At 65.7% G+C, this 19003-nt stretch carries 9 protein-coding genes and 1 tRNA gene; 3 read left to right on the top strand and 7 right to left on the bottom strand.

Going from position 1 to position 19003, the window contains the following annotated elements; translation table 11 throughout:
* Positions 1-40 precede the first annotated feature (40 nt).
* The gene (locus ACLJEU_RS20385) at positions 41-5293 is read right to left on the bottom strand and encodes a DUF4011 domain-containing protein (RefSeq protein ID WP_414663200.1); all 5253 of its coding nucleotides are present in this window, start codon (positions 5291-5293) and stop codon (positions 41-43) included.
* A 217-nt stretch (positions 5294-5510) separates the two neighbouring features.
* Between ACLJEU_RS20385 and ACLJEU_RS20380 the strand changes: the two genes are divergently transcribed.
* Positions 5511-6929, top strand: coding sequence for a Gfo/Idh/MocA family protein (locus ACLJEU_RS20380; protein ID WP_414663199.1), 1419 nt, complete (start codon positions 5511-5513; stop codon positions 6927-6929).
* A 91-nt stretch (positions 6930-7020) separates the two neighbouring features.
* Positions 7021-8163: a cytochrome P450 gene (locus ACLJEU_RS20375; RefSeq protein WP_414663198.1), complete on the top strand. Its 1143-nt coding sequence runs from the start codon at positions 7021-7023 to the stop codon at positions 8161-8163.
* Between the two features lie 33 nt (positions 8164-8196).
* Here ACLJEU_RS20375 and ACLJEU_RS20370 read toward each other — a convergent pair whose 3' ends face one another.
* From ACLJEU_RS20370 to ACLJEU_RS20360, 3 genes are all read right to left on the bottom strand, one after another.
* Complete coding sequence (locus ACLJEU_RS20370; RefSeq protein ID WP_414663197.1) at positions 8197-8829, bottom strand: flotillin family protein; 633 nt, start codon at positions 8827-8829, stop codon at positions 8197-8199.
* A 136-nt stretch (positions 8830-8965) separates the two neighbouring features.
* Positions 8966-11284: a patatin-like phospholipase family protein gene (locus tag ACLJEU_RS20365; protein ID WP_414663196.1), complete on the bottom strand. Its 2319-nt coding sequence runs from the start codon at positions 11282-11284 to the stop codon at positions 8966-8968.
* A 46-nt stretch (positions 11285-11330) separates the two neighbouring features.
* On the bottom strand, positions 11331-12995 hold the full coding sequence (locus tag ACLJEU_RS20360) for a mechanosensitive ion channel family protein (RefSeq protein ID WP_414663195.1): 1665 nt from the start codon (positions 12993-12995) through the stop codon (positions 11331-11333).
* Between the two features lie 265 nt (positions 12996-13260).
* On the opposite strand from ACLJEU_RS20360, the gene ACLJEU_RS20355 reads away from it, so the two are divergent.
* The gene (locus tag ACLJEU_RS20355; RefSeq protein ID WP_414663194.1) at positions 13261-16395 is read left to right on the top strand and encodes a TonB-dependent receptor domain-containing protein; all 3135 of its coding nucleotides are present in this window, start codon (positions 13261-13263) and stop codon (positions 16393-16395) included.
* Positions 16396-16516: 121 nt separating this feature from the next.
* Here ACLJEU_RS20355 and ACLJEU_RS20350 read toward each other — a convergent pair whose 3' ends face one another.
* From ACLJEU_RS20350 to radC, 3 genes are all read right to left on the bottom strand, one after another.
* Positions 16517-17815 (bottom strand): outer membrane protein assembly factor BamB family protein, encoded by a 1299-nt coding sequence (locus ACLJEU_RS20350; RefSeq protein ID WP_414663193.1) that lies wholly within the window; start codon positions 17813-17815, stop codon positions 16517-16519.
* Between the two features lie 259 nt (positions 17816-18074).
* A tRNA-Tyr gene (locus ACLJEU_RS20345) sits at positions 18075-18158 on the bottom strand.
* A gap of 108 nt (positions 18159-18266) precedes the next feature.
* Positions 18267-19001 carry a RadC family protein gene (gene radC, locus ACLJEU_RS20340; RefSeq protein WP_414663192.1) on the bottom strand — a complete coding sequence of 245 codons (735 nt, stop codon included), beginning with the start codon at positions 18999-19001 and terminating at the stop codon, positions 18267-18269.
* Positions 19002-19003 lie beyond the last annotated feature (2 nt).

Below are 19003 nucleotides of genomic sequence, written 5' to 3'. Positions count from 1 at the left end.
TGTTCGCGTTGGGCGGGTCGAGTCGCGTTCTCCGCGGGAATTAGGCCGGCTTGGCGCTTGCGGCGGCGTCAAGCGCTGCGCGCAGCCGGGCCATTTCCGCTGCGGGATCGTGCCACCAGTCGGTCGACCAGATGCGATGCAGCGTCCAGCCGAGGCCCTCGAGGATGACCTGCCGGAGTTTGTCGCGATCCCGCGCGGTGGCTGCCTGTTGATAGCTGACGCCGTCGCACTCCACGCCAAGCAGGTACCGTCCGGGCGACGCGGGATCGAGCACACCGAGATCGATTCGATAGTCGGAGCAGCCCACGCGCTCGTGCACCACATAGCCGAGGGCGCGGAGCCGGTCGCCCACCAGCTGATGGAATTCCCCCGAGGTGCCGGAGGCGGACTTCGTCGCGGTCGCGGCACCGAGCGCGGTCGGGCCGCGTTCGGCGTAGTCGAGGAAGCTCTTCAGATCGCGCACGCCGCGGGCGCGCGTGCGCGCCAGATCAATCTGTTCGCTGCGCAGTCCGCTGAAGACGAGCACCTCATGTTTGGCGCGTGTGATGGCGACGTTCAGCCGCCGTTCGCCGCCTTCTCGGTTGAGCGGCCCGAAGTTCATCGAGACGCGTCCGGTCTCGTCCGGGCCGTAGCAGATCGAAAACAGAATCACATCGCGTTCGTCGCCCTGCACGCTCTCCAGATTCTTGACGATGACCGGCTCGCCCTCGATCGGAGGTTCATCACCGAAGTGCGCTTCGATTTCCGGGTGTTCGCGGCGCTTTTGATCGAGCAAATCCTCGACCAGCTGCTGCTGGGCCTGGCTGAACGTGACCACACCATAAGACCGGCGCGGACCGGAATTCTGCCGCAGGCGTCGGACCAACTCCTCCACGAGCGCCGCGGCTTCACCTGGGTTGGTGCGGGACTTTCCCTTGTCATAGCGGGCCGCCGGCAGCGCCATGAAACGGACGCCGCCGAGCGCGGTCTCGGGCGACGGAAACGTCAGCAGGTCGTCCTCGTAGTACTGGCGGTTGCTGAACGCGATGAGGCCTTCGTGCCGGCTGCGGTAATGCCATTGCAGGCGTTTGTGGCGGAGGCCGTTGGTCAGGAGTTCGTCGAGGATGCTCTCGAGGTCCTTGTGTTCCTCGAGCGTGTCCTCGGCTTCGTCGTCGCCGGAGCTGTTGAAGAAATTGGTGGGCGGAAGTTGTTTCGGGTCGCCGACCACGATGAGCTGCCGGCCGCGAGCAATCGCTCCGATCGCGTCCCAGACCGGAATCTGCGAGGCCTCGTCGAAGATCACCACGTCGAATGGAGCGTGGTTGGATTCCAAATACTGCGCGACCGAGAGCGGGCTCATGAGCACGCAGGGTTTCAGCCGCGGCAGGAGATGGGGCAGGCCGGCCAGCAGCCGGCGCACGGGAAGGTGACGTGTCTTCTTGGCGAGCTCGCGTCGGAGGAGCCCGATCTCCGCTTTCGGGAGATCATCGCGCACCTGATCGCCGGGCAGGCCGGCGGCGAGCCGAGCCTGAATCAGGCCCCGCGTCAGTCCGGCGAGCTGATCGTCGAGCTGCCGGAAGCGTTCGATCCGCTCGTCGTGTTCGCGGCCGAAAAACTCCCGCAACGGTGCGTCGCGTTCCATGATCGCGTGCAGCAACGCCCGGCGGAAACTGTGTTCGAACCGATCGGCGGTGTCGGTCGCCGGCGCATCGGCCGCCTCGAGCTGTTCGATCAATGGCGTCAGCCCCAGCCCGGTCGCCTCGCGCCGCACCTTTTGCCAGGAACACCATTCCCGAATCCTGGGCCAGGCCGGCGGCAGGCGGTCCGTGAGCCGCTGGACGGCGGCAAAAAAATCGGCCGCCAGTTCGATCGGCTCGCGGCGGAGCTGACCCTCCGTGGCGAAGGCCTCCCACGCGGCCTGAAAACGGATGTGGGTTTCCCGCACGCGGATCAGAAGGCGACCGAGGTTCGTTCCCGAGGCGAACGAGCCCGGTCCTGCGCCGAACAGCGCCGCCAACTGGTCCCGCACTTCGGCGAGCCAGGCGAGATCGTCACCCGTGCAGGCGACGAGGCGCGCGTGCAGGGTCGTGCCCCACGTCTGCAGTCGCGTGAGCACGTCCGGCGAAGGCTCGCCGTTGGCCCACGATGGTCCGAGGCAGGACTCCCCGACCGACGCACCCGAGGCGAAGGCGGCGTTGATCGCGCGCAGGCGAAGTCCGCGCGGAATGACCTCGCCCGGTGCGGACGTGGCGGGAACGGAAGCGTTGTGCTGCGCCGTCTGCAGGCTGGCGCGCAGACTGCGCAGCTGAAACCACCTGATCGGAAACCACGAGCCTTGGGCCTGCTGCCAGCGTGCGAACAGGGCGTTGAGATCAAGCTGAGTGAGCCTGGGCTCGTCGTAGGCTGCGAGCGCGGCGCGCAGTTCGGCGCGTTCGTGCGCCAGGCGTGTCCATGCATCCAGCTGAGAGGACAACGTCGGCCACGGCGTGGTGGCAAACGCGGGGCCGACCGATTCCGGCGGCGCGAGGCCCTCGGCGAGGGCGACGAGCTGCGGGTGCTCGATGCCCGTGCCCGTCGGGCGTGGACAGCGGAGCCACTCGCGCCAGGCGCGGTCTGCGGCTTCGGCTTCGGGCGTCGCAGCCTTCAGCTCTTGCAGCCGATCCAGCGTGCGTTCGGCCCAGGCCGGCGTCCATTCCTCGCGGGCCAGCAGGCCCAGCGGATGATCGGCCAGCGGCAGCAGCGGCCGCGAGCGATCGTGCAGCAATCGCGCCAGCGACCGAGCCCGTTCGAGCGTCGCCGCCGGCGTATCCAGAATGGTCGTCCACGCGGGCAGCCGGACGGTGGGCTGGGTTTGTCGGGGCAGCAGATAATCGAGGCAGTGATGGGCGCTCAGGCCGCAGGGGAGGGAACGATGCAGCGCGCGTGCATAGTCGTTCAACGCGGTGCGCAGCCGGGCCATTTCCGTCGCGCGACTTTCCCATTCGGCGGGCGTGGCTGCGGTCGCAAACTTCAGGCTCTGATCAAACTGCGCGAGGACTTCGGCTTTTCCGGTCTTGTTCGAATGCAGTTCGAGGCAGAACGGATCGAGGCCTTCCTCGCGCAGCCGGCGGTGAACGACATCCAGAGCGGCGCGCTTCTCCGCGACGAAGAGCACGCGCTTTCCGTGCGCGAGGCAGTGCGCGATGATGTTGGTGATCGTTTGGGACTTGCCGGTGCCGGGCGGACCTTCGAGCACGAAATCGTGACCGGCCGCCGCGGCCATCACCGCGGCGAGCTGCGACGAATCGGCGCTGCGCGGACACAACACGTCGCGGGGCTGGAACTGATCGTCGAGCTGCGCCGGACGGATGTCGTCGGGTGGATTGGGAAACGGGGTGCCGGCGTCGTGGACCAGGTGATGCACGACGCGGTTGCGCGTGAGATCGCCGAGACGATCCGCGAGGTCCTTCCACAGCAGAAATTTCGTGAATGAGAATTGGCCGAGCCAGATGTCGGTTTTCACCTCCCATCCGGGCAGGTCGCGCACGGCGTCACGAAACAATTGCAACACCTGACCGACATTCACCCCGCGCTCGTCCTCGGGCAGCGGTTCGAGTCCAGGGATCTCCTTCTGGAAGTGCTGCCGCAGCATTTCCATCAGCGTCACGTTCAGGCGCGTCTCCTCGTCAATGCGCCGGAGCGAAAAGCCTTCGAGCACCGACTTGCGCCGCAGTTCCACGGGCAGCAGCAGCAGCGGGGCGCGCAGCACGCGATCGCTGTGCTCGGCCTCGCGCCATTCGAGAAAACCCACGGCGGCGAACAGCGTGTTCGTGCCGTTTTCGTCCAGGGCCGTGCGGGCGGCACGATAGAGTTCCGTCAGGCGCCGCGGGTGCTCGACTTCGTCGAGTCCGGTGTGCAGGCGGCCGTGGGCGAGTTCATCGCGCAGATGCTGCGCCAGCGCATCGACGTGTTGCTGTCGGGCGTACGTGCCCGGATCGCGGGGATCCCCGGCGACCATGAGTCGCGGTTTGGGCTGAAGCGAAAGTTCGCGTTCCGCGGCAAGTTCGTCCTCCACCTGCTCCGGCGCGCCGGAGAGGATGCGAATCGTGGACTTCGTTTCTTTGAAATTGAGCAGCCGGTTGCGCAGACTGAGATCGAGCAGCCGGCTCTTCCAATGATCGATGCGCGTGGCCGGCGTTGAAGCTGCGACGGCGTCGGGGAGCGACGGCGCGAACTCACGGTCGCCGAGGCCGCCGGCCGGTGCGGATTTTGCACTGGAGCCAGGCACGTCGATGGCCCGCGCTGCACCGGACATCGGCAGCGGATGGATATGGGCGAGTCGGGCGCGACGCACGTCGAGCGTGAGTCGATACGGCAGCGACGTCTCGAGATGCGGGGCCGCGAGCAACTCGGCGTCGCGCAGGGTGCCCGGTGACTCGCTCGCCAGCAATGTGGATTCGAAAACGGTGACGAGCGACTCGGCCGCGAGTTTGCGGAGTTGCTGCAGATCGTCGTCGCAAGCGTCCGGCTGTGTGCGCTCCTCCAGCCAGCAACCGGCGTAAGCGTGACCTTCATGCATCAACACCAGGGGATGCAGGCCGGCTTGCTCGCAACAGGCGGCGACGAGCAGCGAGAGGTCGAGACAGGTCGCGAAACGCCGAGCGATGATGTCCGTCGGAAAGCGCACCTTCTGGCCGCTGTTCTCGAAACTGGCCGGAGGCGTGATGTAGCGGAGCCCGAGTTCGACAATCGCGCGGTAAATGGCAGCCAGCTGTTCCCACGCGCGTTTGCGACTTTTGTCCTGATAGCCGTTGAGTGCGGCGCGGCCCGTGTGCTGCTGGAGCAGTTGCGCAGCCCGACCGAGAATGATCATGATCGCCGGATCGTTGGGCAGGACGAAGGCGGCGAGAATCTCCGGCAGCGTCACCAATCCGCACCACTCGTTGCGCGTGAAAAGCGTCACGGGCTCGGTGCACGTGCTGATGACGCCGCCGCCGGCACTGACCTCGACTTTGATCCAGCCGGCGACCTTCTCGGTGAGATCCGCGAGAAAATCGTGGGACAGTTTCAATTCCACCGGCGCGATCCGGTACTCGGCGCCTGCCTCCAAAGTCTGGAGACGCAACTCGGTGGGCGCGGCGAACGCCGGTTCGGTGGTGATGCGGACCACGAGATCGGACCGCGGCGTGGGGTCGTTCTGCAGCACCAGTTCCGTGATCACCGGAATCGCATTCTGCTGGAAGGCGTAGCTGATGCAGCGATCGTAGCTCAGCCTCAGGACGAGGCCCGCGGAGGCGCTACGGGCGGGCTTCGTCGCAGCGACTTCAGCGGACATGGTGGCGGAGGAAAGTCATGGCGTGGGGAGCGGCGAAGGTCGGAATGGCGGACGAAGTCTGGTCCGGACTGCAACAGGTCGCAGCCGGGGCCGCAACCCCCCGGCCGGGCGATGGGTCGGGTGAAAAACCTCGACCGCGGGATTGACCGACCGCGGTTCCGCTGGAAAGGCTCACTCCGCCACGCCGCGTCGCACGTAGATCGGCGGAGCACCCCGCATGAAATCCCCCGCCTTGAACCGCCGTGACTTTATCCGCGCCTCCGCGATCGCGACCTTCGGTTTTCATCTGATGCCGGCGTCGGCCCGCGGCGCAAACGAACGCATCCAGGTCGGCTGCATCGGGGTCGGCGGTAAGGGGCACACGGATACGATGGCGACGGCGGCGGCCGGGGCCGCCATTGTCGCGCTCTGTGACGTGGCCGATCCGCGCCGGCCGGAACTGGGCCGCCGCAAGAAGGCCAAGTCGGGCGAGACGATAGCGGATCACTTCAAGGACGCGCGTTTCTTTACCGACTACCGGGAGATGATCGCCACGATGCCGGGCATCGATGCGGTGACGGTTTCGACGCCGGATCATCATCACTTCCACGCGTCGATGCTGGCGATGCGGAAGGGCAAGCACGTGTATTGTCAGAAGCCGATTTCCCACTCGATCTGGGAGGCGCGCCGGCTGGCCGAGACGGCCGCGCAATACAAGGTGCAGACGCAGATGGGCAACCAGGCCCACGCCGGCGAACCGATTCGGCGCAGTGTGGAACTCATCCGCGCCGGCGTGCTCGGTCGCGTGACCGAAGTGCACGCGTGGACGAATCGCCCGATCTGGCCGCAGGGCATGACCGCGTGGCCGAAAGCCGAGCCGGTGCCGAAGGGGCTCAACTGGGATCTTTGGATCGGACCGGCGCCGTTTCGTGACTACAGTCCAACGATCGCGCCGTTCAATTGGCGCGGCTATTGGGATTTCGGCGCCGGCGCGCTCGGCGACATGGGCTGTCACATCATGGACATGCCTTACTGGGCGCTGGGACTCACCGCGCCCGCATCCGTGGAGGCAATACACGGGGGCGGCACCGCCATCGCCGGGCCGAACTGGTCCACGGTGACGTACCAGTTTCCCACAAGCACGCTCGGTTCGCCGGTGAAGTTCGTCTGGTACGACGGCGTCACCTCGAAGGAGGGCGCCTACCAGCACACGCCGCCCGAGGAGTTGTGGAAGTCGGATTTTCCGACCGCCGATCATGTTTTCCGTCGCTTCGATCTCATGCTCGTGGGCGAAAAGGGCCGGATGTTCTTCGGCCGGACGCGGCAGGACTGGGTGTTCAAGCCGGAGACGCTGACCACGGATTTCACCGCGCCGCCCAAGACGTTGCCGCGGGTGCTCGGCGGATCCGAAGAGGGCACGGGCGAGGACAGCGGCGGGCCGTATGCCGAGTGGCTCCATGCGATCAAGTCCGGCGTCCCGGCCCTTTCGAATTTCGCTGCCTCCGGTCCCTTCAGTGAAACCGTGCTGCTGGGCAATCTCGCGCTGCGGGTCGGCAAACGCGTGCAATGGGACGCGAAGTCACTCACGGCGAAAAACGCGCCGGAGGCCGCGGCGATCATCCGCCGGTCCTATCGCAAGGGCTGGGAACTGGCCTGATCTCCATTGCCGGCACGAGCTCGCAAGAACGCGACGGGTCCGAAATTTCCGATTGGTCGCGCGCCTTCGTTGTGACAGAAGACGGTCACCCATGAGCAACACCTCCGATCCGTTCCGTGCCGCGCGAACGAGCGACGGCGTCCTGAAGGCGGAATTTCAGGGCGAGACGCTCCCCATGATTCTCCGGCATGAGGACGTGCGTCGCGCCGCGAAGGATTGGAAGACATACAGCTCGGACGCGCCTTTCCGGGTGCCGATTCCATCCGAGGAGGACGCCCGCAGCATGCGGCAGCTGCCGGTCGAGACCGACCCGCCGGATCACACGGACTTTCGCGAGATCATTGAGCCGGTTTTTCGCCGGGCGAAGGATCCCGCCGTGGTGACGCGGGTGGAGACGCTGATCGACGAATTGCTCACGGAAGGTCTGAGCCGCGACTCGATCGAGATCGTGCGCGAGTTTGCGCTGCCGCTGCAGTCGCGCGCGCTCGGTTACCTGCTGAACGTGCCCGACACCGAGGCCGACGAGTGGATTCGCTGGGGCGTCCATGTCTTTCGCGATGGCGGTGACGGCAAGCCCAAGGGTGCGGAGCTGGAGGCGTATTTGTGCCGCCAGTTCGATCGCGCGGTCGCGCAGCCGGGCGAGGATTTCTTCAGCGTGCTGGCGCGGGCCACGTTTCACGGCCGGCCGCTCACACGGGAGGAAATGATGGGGTTCGGCAACCTGACGTTTGCCGGCGGGCGCGACACGATCATCTACACCGTCGCCTATGTCCTGGCTTACCTCGGCCGGAGGCCGGAGGCGCTGGAGTACCTGCGGCAGGATCCGGCCCGCATCGTCCACGCCTCAGAGGAGTTTTTCCGCATGGTGACACCGCTCACGCACATCGGGCGGGTGTGTCCGGTGGATACGGACGTCCAGGGCGTCGCAGTGAAAGCCGGCGGCCGCGTGTCGCTGTGCTGGGCCTCGGCGAATCGGGACGAGACGGTGTTCGAGGCGCCGGACGAAGTGCGGCTCGATCGCAAACCGAACCCGCATCTCGCGTTTGGCTTCGGCGCGCACCTCTGCATCGGCGCGATGCATGCGCGACTCATTGTCCGGACACTGCTGCAAAAATGCGTCGAACGGATTTCCGGCGTCACCGTGCTGGAGGCGACGGAGCGGATCGAGCACGAGGTGACTTATCAGCGCTTCGTCAGCTACGACGTGCTGAAGGTCCGGCTGGCGCCGCGCTGACGGTTTGGTCCGGCGGGCAGTGGCGGCCGCGGTTCACCGCTTCGCATCGAACACGTCGAGCCGGCGTTGAACCGCGGGGTTCTTGATCACCTGCTGCACGGGAGGCGCGACCTGCTGCACCTGCCGGCCTTTCAACGTTTCGTATGAACCGGCGAGATTGTTCTGCGCCACGGCCGCGCTGGTTTCCGCTTGGATCAACGCCTGTCTGACGGCCGCCTCTTTGGCGATGACGTCAGCCCGTGGGTCGCCCTTGGCGGCCTCAGCCTGCTTTTTGATTTCCGCCATCTTGGCCAGCGCGGCGTCGAGGCGCTGTTCCGTTTCGACGACTTTCTGCTGCTGAAGCACGAGCTCCTTTTGAAGTTCGGCGCTCTGCGCCTTCAAGACTCGGCTTTGATTTGCCGCCCACGCCTTGATCTCCTTGTCGCTTTCGGTCTGCGCGATGAAGTCCGCGAGCAAGCCGACGCGTTCCACGCCGCCCTCGAGCATGAGGTTGGCGTACGACACGCGCAGGTCGGCGAACTGTCGCTGCCGCTGGAGCTCGAGTTCCTTTTCCTTCTGCCACCAGCCTTGGATGAACGAGGCGACAGGTATGGCGCTGCCGAGCAGCGCGACGGTGACGCCGGAACGCCACCACGGTGATTTCTCTGACGAGGGGTCCTTGGCCATGGGAGTGGGGGGGGGACTGAACGGGGCTGGCGGACGTGGGGGATCGGTCTGCTGGCGATGCGCCGGGGGTGCGGTGCTGGCCGGAGGTTGGCGCGCCGGCCTTGCCAGGTCAAACTGTCACGCCGCTTCCGTCGCCTCAGGGCAGGACGCGGCCGAGATAAAAATACACGGTCGGAGAGCCGCCCTTGGCTAGGCCGAGGGCCAGATGCATCGGACCGAAGGGCGTGCTTTTCGCGACGAAGGCGCTCCCGGCGAGGATGAAGCGTTCGGGCGCAAGGCGGTTCATCTCGTTCCACGTGTTGCCGGCCTCAATCGAACCGCCGAAGTGCAGGCCCGAGGTGCCGCGGGCATCGCCGATCCGCTTGCGGATGATCAATGCCCCGACGAAAGCGTTGGAACCGAAATTCTCGTCGGTTGGCAGACCCGAAAGATTGAAGAGGCCGCCGACATGAAACGGGAGTCGCTCGTTCGAACTTTCGACTTCCAGCGTGTAGTCCAGTGCGAGCCGCGGCTGGATGATCACGCCGCCCCAGGCCAGCGGCGCGGTGGCGAGCAAACCGGCCGTCGTGGTTGCGTACCGGCCCAGCTCACGGTCGATGCTTCCCTGCAGATAGTAGCCGCGTCGGGGGAAGAACGGATCGTCGAGCCGATCCAGGGTGATAGCGCCCACGAGCCGGTTGGTTGTGTATTCAGTCAGGCCTGACGCCGGGTTGATCACCTGCAGCTCTCCCTGCGGACCGACCACGACAATGGCGGCCGATTTGACGTTCGAGTAGCTGACGGCGCCGCGTTCGGCCCCGATGCGCAACTCACCGTGCGAACCGAGGCGGATGCCACCGCCGACGCCGGCAAACACCGTCTGCCGCTCGAAGGTCAGGGGCAGTGGCGGCAGCCCGGGGATGATTCGGCCCAGCGCAAAGGAATAGGCTTCGGGCGTGCGCAGGAGCTCGGCGTGCGGTGCGACAAAGAACGCGCCTTCGCGACCCAGCGGCTGGAAGAATTCACCGTCCAGGCGATCCACGGTTCCCAGCGAGGTCTTGAACGCGAGCTCCGCGCCGAAGCGGTTGAGCTGGGTGAAGCGCAGCGAAGCGCGCACGTTGAGCTCGCTGGACCCGTCGAGATTGCTGCCCAGCCCGATGCCGAAGATCGTGAAATTCGGCCCCCAGGGTTTGGCCTTGGTGGTGATGACGAGCACGCGGCCCTCAGGTCCGTCATCGAGGCGATAGTCGACGCTCTGGAAATAGCCGAGGTCGTGCACCCGCCCGAGTCCCTCTTGCAGGCGGGCCGGCTGCAGGCGGTCGCCGGGCTTGAGCCCGAGGCGCTTGATGACGTCCTGCGCCGCGGCGTGACTGGCTCCGTCCACGGTGATGGCCGCGATGATCGGCAGGTCGCGCTGCAACCGCCGCCGGGACTGTTCGCGGGCGGCGTAGATTTCCGGCGGCAGCGCGAGTGCCGCAAGCGCGGCGCGCGCGTCCTGCGCCTCCTCGTATCCAAGTTGCGAGATACTGAGCGAGTCCTTGAAGGACGAGGAGCCGTAGCCTGGCAGCTTCAACCGCACGAGCACGTCGCGTGGTCCCAGCGTCGCGATCTGCTCCAGCGTGTCGCGTTGGGAGAGGATCGACACCAGCTGCTGCGCCATGCTTACCGGATTGGTCAACTTGTCTGCCGGCAGTAGCTCGGCGCGAACATCCACGGCAATGATGACATCGACGCCCATGTCGCGCACCACGCTGACCGGAAGGTTGCGCGAGGCGAAGCCGTCGATCAGGACGCGCCCGTCGATCGGGTAGGGCGCGAACGCCCCGGGCACCGCCATGCTGGCACGCATTGCATCCGCCAGCGCGCCGCGGTGGAGGACCACCATCGCGCCAGTCTCGATGTCGGTGGCCACGGCGCGAAACGGCACCGGCAGTTCGTCGAAGCTCGCGCGCGCGCCGACGAAGTCGGTCTTCTCGCGCAGGGCGACGAGCAGGTTCTGGCCGGAGACGAGAGCGTTCGGCAGTTTCAGACCGCTGGCATCCACCCCGAATTCGAACCAGCGGGGCGTGTCCATTTCTTCGGTCTTGGCGCGGAAGCCGCGCTGCTGTCGTGGCTGCGAATCGCTCAGGAGCTGGTCCCAGTCGCACTGTTTCAACCAGTCCTCCATCTCCCGGGAGGTGTAGCCCGCCGCATAAAGGCCGCCGACGATCGAACCCATGCTGGTGCCCACGACGCAGTCGACCTGGACGTTCAATTCCTCGAGCAATCGGATGACACCGACGTGGCCGATGCCGCGGGCGCCGCCTCCCGCCAGCACGAGCCCGATGCGAGGGCGTCGTGACGTCTCAGGAGTTGAAGCCGACTCGGCCGCGGTCGCTGCGTCGGCGCAGGTCAGCGTCAGCGCGAGCGCTAACCTGGCCAGCCAGTGACCGCGTGCCCGTCGGAAAACATCACCCCGCTTCAAATCGGTCGCCATGACTAAACCACGTTCTCCGGAGCGGCGGCACTGAACGTGACGCGGTTCATGTGGGTCCGGGCTTGCCGGGGTCGTTGAGTTTCACGTGCCAGCGATCCCTGGGCACGACCACCGCGGCCGCGGGTTGGTTCTCAAAGTGCGGCGACATGATCTGGACGCCATGTTCGTTGAACACGTCCTGGATGTGGCCATGCAAGCGCGCGAGCACCTCGCCCCGTACCGCGGCCGACGGAACGCAACCGGTCAACTCGTAGCGTACGTAGAAATCGTCGAGCGCAGATTGCAGGACGCGGGGCGGCGGATCCTTCAGCAACCCTTCCGTTAGCGCGGCGGCCCGCAGCAGCATCGCCTCGACCTGACGCCACGGGGCGTCGTAACCAATCGTGACCGCGGTGGAGACGACGGTCATGTTGCCCTCCGCGCGCGAGAAGTTCCGGATCGCCGAACTGATCAGCATCGAATTGGGAATCGTGACCTCCTCGCGCGTCCGGGTGATGACCTTGGTGGTCAGCAGGCCGAGTTCCTTCACGACGCCCTGGGTTTCACCGACAATGATGTAGTCGCCCGAGCGAACCGCGCGGGAGTAGACGGCCGCGAGCCCTCCGATGATCTGACCGACAAATCCGGCGCCGCCGAGCGAGAGCATCAATCCCAGGAAAACGGATACACCCTTGAACGCTTCCGAGTGCGAGCCAGGCAGGTAGGGAAACGCGATGATGAGCGCCACGATCCAGACGCCAATGTCCGCCAATCGCCGCGTGGCGCGCGCCGCCTCGGGATCGAGCCAGCTCGTGAAGTAGTTGCCCGACTCGATGGCGGAAAACCAGCCGTTCAGAGCGCGGATCAGCCCGCGCGTCACGAGATAGATCACCACCAGCGCGATCAGATTGGGAATCTGATGCACTGCTCCGCTGGCGAGCGTGCCCACGGCGGCAAACAGGTACTGGCCCAGCTGATCGGCCCAGTGCTGAGTATAAGGGAACCGGCCCAGCACGTAGGTCACCCAGAGGTAGGATCCGCAAAGAATCACCGCGAGCATGAGCAGGCGGGTCAGGGTGGTGACGATGCCGAGGAGCACCGGCCGCCAGTCGTAACCAAACACTCGCAGCGCGTGCCCGGCCTCCCGCGTGGTTCGGGTCACGCGGACGAGGAGCCGCGATCGCAACCACAATGCCGCGGTGCAGAAGCCCGCGAACAACAGCGTGGCAATCGCGGCCTGCACGACCGAGCGGATGACCAGCGCGACCGTGTGCTGATCCGCGTGGTCGCGCACGAGTTCGCGGAGATTGCGCATGACGTCGTTGGCGACGACCTCGGGCGTGACGCCGGCCGCCGGATCAAGATCGCCTTCCATCACGCTGAGAAGAAACAGCGGGCCGGCGGACACCACGAAGCCGCGGGCCGCGCCAATCTGGACTTTCTGCACGGCGAGCTTGGTCGCATCGATGCGGCCGAGCGCCTGCGAAATGCGTTCGCCTGCCGCCCGCGCGCGCTCCGTCACGTCAGGAAACTCCAGGGCCAGCCGATAGCTCACCAGCGTCCGGCCCCACACCACAACCGGCGCCGAGTCGCCCAGCGACGCCGCGAGTGAAGACTCACTGGTCGTCGCGGGCGGGGGCGGTGGCTCCGCGGCGCGCATCGCCGGTGAAGTTCCCAGCATGATAGCGAGGAAAAGAATCCGGCGAAAGAGCTGGCGGGTGAGACCTTCCATGGTTGAGAGGTGCCGGGTCGGGCTCCGTAGCCTAAACCCGGATTCGTCCGGGGAATCAAGCCGTCCGCAAGGTGGTGCATTCGCCGATCCAGCCTGTGCCTGGCCTGTCAAAACAGGTGGGCTCGGCGGCAGCGACGGCTGGGTCGGAGCGGGCGGCTTTCATGTAACCGGAAAGTTACTTGACCCATGCTGGAAAGGCGGGCGTTTTGGGTGGTGAACTGCCCAGGTTTGCGCCCTTCCGGTCGCGTCCCTGGCCTACCGCACCATGATAAAAAAGCTTCCCTTCACCGCAGCGGCCTGCCGGCTCCTGACCGCCGTCACCGTCTGCTCGCTTGCGTCCCTGTCGACGCCGCCGCTGGTGGCGCAGACTGCCCCGGCGGCCGTCGGCGTCGTCCAGGGCCGCGTCTTCAATCCCGCCACGGGTGAATATGTGCGCAACGCCGAGATCCGTCTCCAGGGCACGCAGCGCATAGCGTACTCCGAGGAGGGCGGTGTTTACCAGCTCGACAACGTGCCGGCCGGCAATGCGACCCTGCAGGTGACGTTTTCCGGTTATCAGACGGCCACGGCCACCGTGGCGGTGACGCCCGGGGCCGCAGCCACGCGCGACTTCGAACTCGTCAGTGCGCTCGCGCCCGGTCGGGCCGGCGGCGACGAGGTGCTGAAGCTCGGGGCGTTCGTGGTTTCCACCGATCGCGAAGGCAATGCCAAGGCGATCATGGAGCAGCGCCGCAACATGAACATCTCGACTTCGGTCGCCGCCGACAGCTTCGGCGATGTCACCGAGGGCAACGTCGGTGAGTTCCTGAAATTCCTGCCGGGCGTCGACGTCGAGTACGTCGACGGCATCAGCCGCGGTCCGCGCGTCGGCGGCCTCGATCAGCAGTACGTGGGCGTCACGATGGACGGCGCCAGTGTCGCGAGCGCCGATGCGTTCGCCTCATACGGCAGCACGCTCAACGGCTCCGCCGGCAGCCAGTCGCGCTCGGTGGGCTTCGAGCAGATGTCGATCACCGCGGTCGAATCGATCGAGATCAGCCGCACGCTCAGCGCCGACATGGACGCAAACTCGCCCGCAGGTTCGATCAATATGAAGAGCCGGCGGGCGTTTGACCGCAAGGGCCGCCGCGTCGACTGGCAGTTCAGCGTGGGTTTCAACACGCCCGATGCCGCCAAGTTCGAGCGCGTGCGCGGCTGGGACGACAATCTCCGCCGCCAGTGGCGGCCCAACTACCAGCTCGATTACTCCGACGTGTTTCTCAATCAGCGGCTCGGCGTGCGGCTCAGCCTGAGCAGCAGCAGCATCCGTTCGGAACAGCAGTATGTGACGAACAACTACAACAAGACGCAGGTCACGACGGGGGCCGCGCCCGACCTGCGCCCCATGGTGCTGACGTCAGTCGTTTTCACGGACGGCCCGCGCCTCTCAAGTCGCGCCAATGCCACCGGCACCATCGACTTCAAGGCCTCTTCCCGGCTCGTGCTGTCGCTGACGGCCATGTTCAACGCGTTTGAAAACAACGCGCACACCAAGAGCCTTACCTTCAATGCCGCGGCCAACGGCGTCGCCGCGGCCACCGGCCGCCAGAACGTGCTGGGAGACGGCCTCACCGAGATCCGCACGAACGGCCTCGCGGCCAACACCTCGCGCACCTTTGCGCACGGCGGCGGCAGCGCAATCAAGCTGACCAACTCCGTGGTGCTGACGCCGAAGTTTGAATACAAAGCCGGCGCGCTCACCGTCGACGGCACCGGCAATTTCTCCCGCTCGAAGAACGACTACGAGACCTCGAGCCGCGGAACGATCCGCGCCGAGACACTCAACACCATCCCGGTGGATTTCGTGGCCACGCGCTCCAGTGCCCAGTCGGCGGAGTGGACGATCGTGCAGACCGGCGGCGCCGACTGGTCGAACCTCGCGAACTTCACGAATCCTCGGATCACCGAGGAAGGACGCTTCGCGTACACGGAAATCCTGAGCGGCGAAATCAACGCCCGCTACGTCACGCCGTGGCGGTTGCCGACGTTCTTCAAGTTCGGCGGCAAGTGGGCCGAGGAGAACCGCGAGACCGACAACACGACGCCGTATCTGCTCTACAGCTACGTTGGTCCCGGCGGCAACATCCTCAATCCGAATGGCACGGTGACCGCCGCCGGCAGCTTCGCCGCCTTTCCGTCGCCCCGCGCGTTCAACACCGACATGGGCCGCATCCGCGCGCTGACGATCTCCAATCTGCCGACGCTCGCCAATCGCAGCGATCTCTCGCAGCTGTACCGCGAGCACCCGGAGTATTTCGTCAACACGGCCACGCCGGAGAACTACTACAGCGGCTACATCGCCAACCGTCGTGATTTTGGGCAGAAGGTGACCGCGAGCTACGGCATGGCGAACACCCGCATCGGGCGGGTTCAGATTCAGGGCGGCCTCCGCTGGGAACGCACCGAGACGATGGCGAAGGAGTTCGATCCGCTCACCGCCGCACAGGTGCAGGCGGCAGGTTTCCCCGTGTCGGCGACGACGCGGCGCGCGACGACGATTCCGGGCCTGCAGTACCAGTATTTCTCCCAGCCGCGCGTCACGCGGAAGGGCGAATACGACAACTTCTTCCCGAGTGTCTCCGCGAAGTATTCGTTCACGCCGAGTCTGCAGGTCCAGGCTGGATACAGCCACGCCATCGCGCGTCCGCCGATCGACGCACTCGGTGGCGTTTGGTCGATCAACGACATCGCGAAAATCATCACGGCACCCAACGCCAACTTGAAGCCTGAGGTGTCCGACAACTACGTCGCCCGCCTGGCGTACTATTTCGAGCCGGTCGGCAGCTTCACGTTTCTCGTGCAGCAGATCGAAATCTCCGACCAGCGGATCACACGGCGGGCCACGGCGGAGCAGTTCGGTTACGGCGACGATCCCGAATATGCGGATTACGAATTCGAGACGCAGCTGAACAACAGCACGCTCTACCGCTATCGCAGCGCGGAGCTCGGCTACAGCCGGCAGCTCACGTTCCTCCCGGGCGTGCTGCGCAACACCAATCTCAACCTCAGCTACACCCGCAACTACGCGAACCAGTACTTTCCCGGCGTCTCCCCGCACAAAGGTACGGCCAGCCTCGGTTGGAGCTACAAGCGCCTGAGCCTGCGCGTCGGTGGCGTGTGGCAGGATGATACGCCGTTCACCACCGTCTTCGGCCGTTATCAGCGTCACAACATCAAGCTCGACCTCAGCGGTGGCGTGAAGGTCACGAGCCGTGTCAGCATGTTTTTCCAGGGTCGCAATATCCTGAACGACCCGACGCTGCTCTATGAAGGCGATCCGACGCGCGGCATCCCCGCGGCGCTGTATCGCTACGGCAACTTCGGCGTGAGCTGGTCGCTCGGTGTCCGCGGCAACTTCTGAGCCGTTTCTGCAGTCCACAAAAAAACCGAAGGGCGCTGAGTGATCAGCGCCCTTCGGCGTTTTCGGAGAGGAGGAGCGTCGTTGTCGCGGACGGCGAACGAGTATGCGCTCCGATGGTTGGTCAGGACTCGACCCGGTAGAGGTGGGTTTTCGTCCGCAGGTAGAGGGCTTTGCCGTCCGCGGCCGGTGACGCCATGAAACCGCCGTCGAGGGTGTTCGTGCCGATCACCTGCAGCGTGCGGCCCGGTTTGATCACGGTCGTCGCGCCGTCCTGGCTGAAGAAATACAAGTGGCCGTCGGCGTAGATGGGCGAGGCGGCGTACTTGCCACCCACGCGCTCGGCCCAGACCACCTGACCCGTCGCGGCGTCGACGCAGGAGATGAAACTCTCGTCGGACGCGGTGTAGATCAGGCCGTCCACCAGCAGCGGCGACGCGTATTTGCCGACGCGCGTCGTGAGTTTCCAGGCGACGTGGGTGTCAGTGACGTTGCCCTGGCCGTCGGCCTTCACGGCCCAGAGTTCCTTCTTCGTCAGGCCGGTGACGATGTACGCCTTGCCGTCGCTGAACAGCGGGCGGGGTGCGCTCGAGAAATCGTTGTACTCGACGCGCCAGATTTCCTTCCCGGTGCGCGGTTCGTAGCCGTAGGAGGCTTTCGCGCCGACGCTGATCAGCTGCGGCTTGCCCGCGACGGTGGCGATGAGGGGAGTGCCGTGAGCTTTCCGGAGATCGCCGTCCTTGGCGAATTTGCTGGTGGAGTTTTCATCATTCCAAGCGACGGAGCGGTTGGTTTTCCAGACGGTCTTGCCCGTCTGTTTGTCGAGGGCGGCGAGATATTGGAGGTCGGCGCCGTCGAACGTCAGAATCAACAGATTCTCGAACAGCACGGGCGACGACGAGGGGCCGCGATAGTGGCGGCACGGCAGGTCGTTTCGTTTCCACAGGACCTTGCCCGTGTTCGTATCCAGGCAGGCGGTACCGGCGCTGCCGAAGTGGACATAGACGCGGCCCGGCTCGCCCACCGGCGAAGGCGTCGCGTAACAGTTCATCGACGCGCCGTTGCCGAGCGGCTCGGGCGTGTCGGTGTGGAAGAGCAATTCCTTGAAAAGGATTTTTCCGCTCTCCTTGTCCAAACCGATGGCGAAGCTGTCGCGGCCGTCTTCCGTCGCCGTGGTCAGCCACAGCCGATTGCCCTGCACCACGGGCGTGGACCAGCCGCGATGCGGGATTTCGGTCTTCCACTTGATGTTCGTGGTCTCGCTCCACGTGGCCGGGAGGCCGAGGGGCTTGGTACTGCCGGGGGCGTTGACGTGTCCGTCGCCTCGTGGGCCACGAAAGTCAGACCAGTCGGCTCGCGCGAGCGGTGATGACGCCAGCAGCGTCAAGAGCGCGGCACCGCTCCAAGCGCAGGCCCGGCGCATCTGCAGAGTAGCGTTTTGGAGCTCGTTTGACCGCGCGCGGGATAGGGTTGCGGGGGAGTTTTGCAGCTTACGACTGGCAGGGGTGGTTTCCATTTTCGGCGCGTTGGTGCAGTGGGTTTCGATGCAGCATCCCGGGAGTGGGGCGAATCCGTCGCCGAAGAATTGCGCCACGGACGCGTCCGTGTCGAGTGCGAGCGGTGGCGGGTGAAGCCGGGCGTCCGTAGTGGCACGCCTCCGGGAAAACCGTGCCGCTGGAAAATGGTGGTGGAGGTTGGATTCGAACCAACGGTGTCGTAAGACGGGAGATTTACAGTCTCCGGAGCGACCACTGCTCAACTCCACCAAGAGGACAGGCTAAAACGCAAAGTCTCACGCCTGCTTCAAGTGTAAAATCCGGCCATTTTCGCCCGGTTCGCACACGTTTAACAGACGCGCCATCCGGCCGTGAAGGTCAGAGCATGCCGGCTTCCCGAAAGCTGAAATAACCGCGGCCCGTGGGGTCTGCGCCCGCCCGACCGATAACCACGTGGTCCAGCAACTCGATGTCGACGGCCCGGGCTGCTTCGCGCAGCAACCGGGTGACCTGGATATCGGGTGCACTGGGTGCCGGATCGCCACTCGGGTGATTGTGGGCGCACACGATGCTGGCGGCAGATTCCCGGACGGCGGCGCGAAACACCTCGCGCGGGTGGGCGAGGGCCGCGGTCGCCGTGCCCGAAGTGACTTCGACGCGTTTGAGCAGCCGGCTCTTCCGGTTCAGGCAAAGCACCCAGAATTTCTCCACCTCGAGTCCCGCTGCGAGGGGCTGCAGATAGGTCGCCACGAGCGACGCGCGATTGAGGAGCGGTTCCTCGCCGGCCTGCTGGCCGACCACGCGCCGGGCGATTTCCATGGCGGCGACGAGTTGCAGGGCCTTGACGTGGCCGACGCCTTTGAAACGCATGAAATCGTCGTCGCGCCAGCCGACGAGCCCGGCGAGTGACCCCGTCTCGGCGATCAGCCGGCCGGCGACCGTCAGGACGTCCTGCCCGCGCGTGCCGCTGCGCAACAGCAGCGCGAGAAGTTCGGTATCGCTCAGCGCCGCCGCGCCGAATTTCTCGAGGCGCTCCTGTGGTCGCTCACCCACAGCCATGTCGCGCAGGCGGTTGGTGGACGCGTAGGCGTTCGGAGGAGCGGGATCAGCCATTG

Origin of the sequence: Terrisphaera buseokensis (genome assembly GCF_047521145.2) — a bacterium.
Classification (GTDB): Bacteria; Verrucomicrobiota; Verrucomicrobiia; order Opitutales; family Opitutaceae; genus ER46.
Note: the sequence above shows the minus strand (reverse complement) of the source record. Positions and strands in the feature narration are given on the sequence as shown.